The sequence below is a fragment of the Stenotrophomonas sp. P5_A8 genome (genome assembly GCF_056400545.1).
Genome location: NZ_JBFULB010000323.1, coordinates 1 through 4,323, shown reverse-complemented (window position 1 = coordinate 4,323; position 4,323 = coordinate 1). Strand labels below are relative to the sequence as shown.

Here is a 4,323-nt window from a genome sequence, read left to right as displayed (position 1 = left end):
CAGTGGGATCAGGGCGATGGCAAGCGCGAGAACTACGACTTCATCATGGGCTTCCGTGGTGAGCGCGGCTCGCTGACCGCCGGCGTCGAATACACCAACGAAGATCCGGTGTGGGCCAAGGACCGCTGGTTCTCCCGCGACCGCTTCCCGACCGGCGAGAAGAGCGACCCGCGTCCGGGCGGCCTGTCCGGTACCTCGCAGTGGGGCCGCTTCCTCTACAACGGCACCAACTACACCCTGCGTCGTGACGTCGCCGGCCTGGATCCGACCGACTTTGCCAGCTACCGTCCGATCAACGGCACCGATGTCTCCAACCCGGCGCTGGCCTCGACCGTGTACAGCGGCATCAAGCGCAAGTCGGCCTTCTTGAACGGCACGTTCGACTTCACCGACAACGTGCGCTTCGACACCAGCGTGATGTACACCGACCGCGAGTCGTTCGCCCAGAACGCCGGTTATCCGTTTGCCAGCGCCAATTTCCCGCTCAGCGAAGTGGGCCTCTCGGCCGACAGCGTGTTCAACCCGGTTGGCGAGGACATCGACTATGTCCGCCGCGGCTGGGAAGTGCCGCGCCAGGTGCAGAACAACCTGACCACCACCCGCTTCACTGGCGTGTTCAGCGGCTCCTTCCAGACCGGTGAGAAGTACTGGGACTGGGAAGCGGGCTACCTGTACAACCAGAACAAGGGCACCCAGATCAGCACGGGTAACCTGAACACCTACGCGGTTGGCCGGGCCACCGGTCCGTCGTTCCTCAACGCGAACGGCCAGTACCAGTGCGGCACCCCCACCGACGCGGTTCCGATCCCGGTCGGCTCCGGCCCGGGGGCATGCACCCCGTGGAACCCGCTGATCCCGGACGGTTACAACTCGCCCAACAGCCTGTCCGACCCGAACGTGCAGGCCTATCTGTACCAGCCGGGCCAGGCCGTCTCCAAGACCGTCACCAAGAACTACTTCGCCAACATCTCCGGCAGCGTGCTGACCCTGCCGGCCGGTGACCTGGGCGTTGCCCTGGGCATCGAGCGTCGCGAAGAAAGCGGCTCGTTCTCGCCGGACGCGCTGGCCCAGACCGGTATCTCCACCGATCTGGCTTCCGGCCCGACCGCGGGCGGTTACAACCTCAACGAGGTCTACCTGGAACTGCAGGTGCCGATCCTGGCCGACCTGCCGTTCGCCAAGGAACTGACCGTCACCGCCGCGACCCGTTACTCGGATTACGACACCTTCGGTGACACGCTCAACAGCAAGTTCGGCCTGAAGTGGAAGCCGATCGACCAGCTGCTGATCCGTGGTACTTGGTCGGAAGGCTTCCGCGCCCCGACCGTGGCCGATCTGTACGGCGGTATCTCGCAGACCTTCGAGGACTACACCGATCCGTGCGATACCTCGTACGGTCCGGCGGGCGGCAACGCGCGCTGCCTCCAGGACGTGCCGGCGGGCTTCCGCCAGCTCGATTCCTCGGGCACCACCGTTTCCCCGGGCCCGGGTGAGCAGACCAACGTGCCGTTCGTCACCGGCTCGAGCCCGGAGCTGACCCCGGAAACCTCCAAGTCCAAGACCTTGGGCGTGGTCTGGAGCCCGGAGTTCCTCACCGGCTTCAACACCTCGCTGGACTGGTGGAACATCCGCATCGACAACACCATCGTTGCCGATACGCCGACCGACCTGCTCAATGACTGCTACCTGCGTGGCATCGAGTCGCGCTGCGTCGGGTTCAGCCGTAACGCTGCGGGTAACATCACGGCCCTGAACTTCGGCCTGCGCAACGCCGGTTACCAGGAAGTGGAAGGCTTCGACTTCGACCTGAACTACCGCTTCGAGACCAGCTTCGGCAACTTCACCACCTCGCTGCAGAACAGCTACGTGGTCAAGAGCGAAATCAAGCAGGACAACTCGGACAACCCGCCGACCCAGCAGAACGGCTTCGGCGGCAACTTCCGCCTGCGCTCGAACGCTACGATCAACTGGCAGCTGGACAACCTGTCGGTGACCTGGACCGCGCGTTACTACTCCGGTACCAAGGAAGAGTGCTTCTTCGACGACCGCTGCRCCCYGCCGAACTTCAGCGCTCCGGACACTGCCGGTCAGATCCTGGCGCAGAACGAGCTGGGCTCCAACACCTTCCACGACCTGCAGGTTGCCTACACCCTGCCGTGGAATGCGTCGGTGGCCATCGGTGCCAACAACGTGTTCGACCATTGGGCTGCGCCGGCATACGCCCAGCCGAACTCGGGCTACTCGTACTACGGTGGCTTCGACATCGGTCGCTTCGTCTACATGAAGTACCAGCAGAAGTTCTGATCGCTCCACGGATCAGCACCTGATGCAGCAACGGCCCCGAAAGGGGCCGTTGTTTTTTGTGCGACAGCTGCCGGCGCGGAAACGGTCGACCACGAAAAAGGCCGCGTCTCCGCAGCCTTTTCGCCTGCAACCCGGCGCTGCTCAGCCGATCGGGATCAGCGTCTCGATAACATGCTCGACGTACGCCTCGAAATCCTCGCGGGCCTGCTTGGGCTGCTGCAATTGCAGCGACAACTGCAGGAAGCCGACATAGGCCGCATACGCCAACCGTGCGCGGTGCTGCGCATCGGTGCGGCTCAGCCCGGCCTGGCGGAACGAGGCCACCAGGTATTCCAGCCGACGGTGCGACACGCGGTCGATGACCGGCCGCACCATCGGGTGGTCCAGCGCCTTGAGCAGCTCGCTGTAGATGATGTGCGGCTGTACCTCGTGCGCCACCACCTGGAACAACTGGCGCAGGCGCACGCGCGGATCGGGCACGTCTTCCAGGCTGCCGAACACCTGCTCCTGCTCGAACAGCTCCCAGCGCTCCAGCGCGGCCTGCAGCAGCGCATCACGGGAGGGGAAATGCCAGTAGAAACTGCCCTTGGTCACCCCCAGCCGACGCGCCAACGGTTCCACCGCGACCGCACCAACGCCTTGTTCTGCAATGAGGTCCAGGGCGGCCTGGGCCCAGTCTTCCGCGCTCAGGCGGCTGTTGCGGCCGGCACGTGGCTCGCCGGCGGAAGCTTCAGGTTCATTCATGGCAACGATTTAACCATACGCCGGGGTCCGTGTCCGCCAAATGCCGCGGCCGCAGCCGGTCCGGCGCCTTCATCACGCGTGCTGGCCCGCCCCTCCCGCAGCATTGCAGCGACCACCATACCCTCAAGTATTGACATGCCACGGGGCAGGTCCATACTAACGAGTATGGTCAATCCTTCCGCTACCCTGCCCCGTTTTGAAGATGAGCGACTGACCGGCGCGCAGGACGCCGTGCTGGCTGCTACCCGCTCCCCGCCGGGACGCCGCGGCACGGTGCTGTTCGCCCATGGCTTCGGCCAGACCCGGCATGCCTGGATCACCACCGCGCAGTCACTCGCCGCCGCCGGGTACCAGACCCTGGCTTATGACGCGCGCGGCCACGGCGATTCGGACTGGAACCCGACCGAACTTGCGTACCACGGCGAGCAGTTCGCCGACGACCTGATCGTGCTGGCCGGCGAACAACCGCAGCCGCCGATCCTGGTCGCCGCCTCGATGGGCGGCCTGTTCGGGCTGCTCGCCGAATCGCGCTGGCCTGGCCTGTTCTCGGCGATGGTGCTGGTGGACATTACGCCGCGCTGGGACACCGCCGGGGTCGAACGCATTCTGATGTTCATGACCGCGCACCCGGACGGCTTCGCATCGCTGTCGCAGGCCGCCGACGTGATCTCGGCCTACATGCCACACCGCCCGCGCAAGTCCGACGATTCCCTGCGCGCGCTGCTGCGCGAAGACGGCCACGGTCGCTGGCGCTGGCATTGGGACCCGCGCCTGGTCGCCGAACTGGCGCGCGACAGCGAGCAGCACCAAGACGCGCTCGCCGAAGCGGCGCGCCAGGTGAAATGCCCGTTGCTGCTGGTCAGCGGCGGGCGCAGCACCCTGGTCACCCCGCAGACGGTGGCCGAATTCCTCGCGTTGGTGCCGCATGCGCGCCATGTGCAGTTGCCGGAGGCCACGCACATGGTCGCCGGTGACGACAACAACGCCTTTACCGCTACTGTGTTGGACTATCTGGACGTGTTGCCCTCGGCCTCCGCCGTGGCACAGTCCGCCACTACCGAGCACGTCACCGGAGCACGCTCATGAGCATTGTCGTTCCCTTCCTGGCCATCCTGCTGGCGGGCGCCATCGTCGCCTACCATCGGATGCGGCTGATCACCTGGACGATCATCAGCGTCGTGCTGCTGGCCGCCTGCTGGTTCATCCCCTACGTCAACCAGACCGCCACCATCGTGGCCGCCGCCATCGTCGCGGTCATCGCCGTGCCGCTTCTGC

General features: G+C 65.5%; 4 protein-coding genes. 3 read left to right on the top strand and 1 reads right to left on the bottom strand.

What is annotated here, in order from left to right; all coding sequences use genetic code 11:
* Positions 1-2,304, top strand: a 2,304-nt coding sequence (locus tag AC1DQP_RS17265) for a TonB-dependent receptor domain-containing protein (RefSeq protein ID WP_478052080.1), incomplete at its 5' end; no start/stop codon positions are given.
* A 141-nt stretch (positions 2,305-2,445) separates the two neighbouring features.
* Here the strand turns inward: AC1DQP_RS17265 and AC1DQP_RS17260 are convergent.
* Complete coding sequence (locus AC1DQP_RS17260) at positions 2,446-3,048, bottom strand: TetR/AcrR family transcriptional regulator (RefSeq protein ID WP_228884169.1); 603 nt, start codon at positions 3,046-3,048, stop codon at positions 2,446-2,448.
* Positions 3,049-3,213: 165 nt separating this feature from the next.
* Here AC1DQP_RS17260 and AC1DQP_RS17255 point away from each other — a divergent pair, with 165 nt between their 5' ends.
* Entirely contained in the window at positions 3,214-4,134 is a 921-nt protein-coding gene (locus AC1DQP_RS17255) for an alpha/beta fold hydrolase (protein ID WP_478052079.1), read from the top strand.
* Positions 4,131-4,323 (top strand): hypothetical protein (locus AC1DQP_RS17250; protein ID WP_478052078.1); only part of this gene is annotated, 193 nt, incomplete at its 3' end. The genes AC1DQP_RS17255 and AC1DQP_RS17250, both read left to right, overlap by 4 nt.

What these genes read in the sequence shown, in the direction of transcription:
- AC1DQP_RS17260 (WP_228884169.1), bottom strand. Translation starts at nt 3,048, where the DNA reads ATGAATGAACCTGAAGCTTCCGCCGGCGAGCCACGTGCCGGCCGCAAC.
- AC1DQP_RS17255 (WP_478052079.1), top strand. Translation starts at nt 3,214, where the DNA reads ATGGTCAATCCTTCCGCTACCCTGCCCCGTTTTGAAGATGAGCGACTG.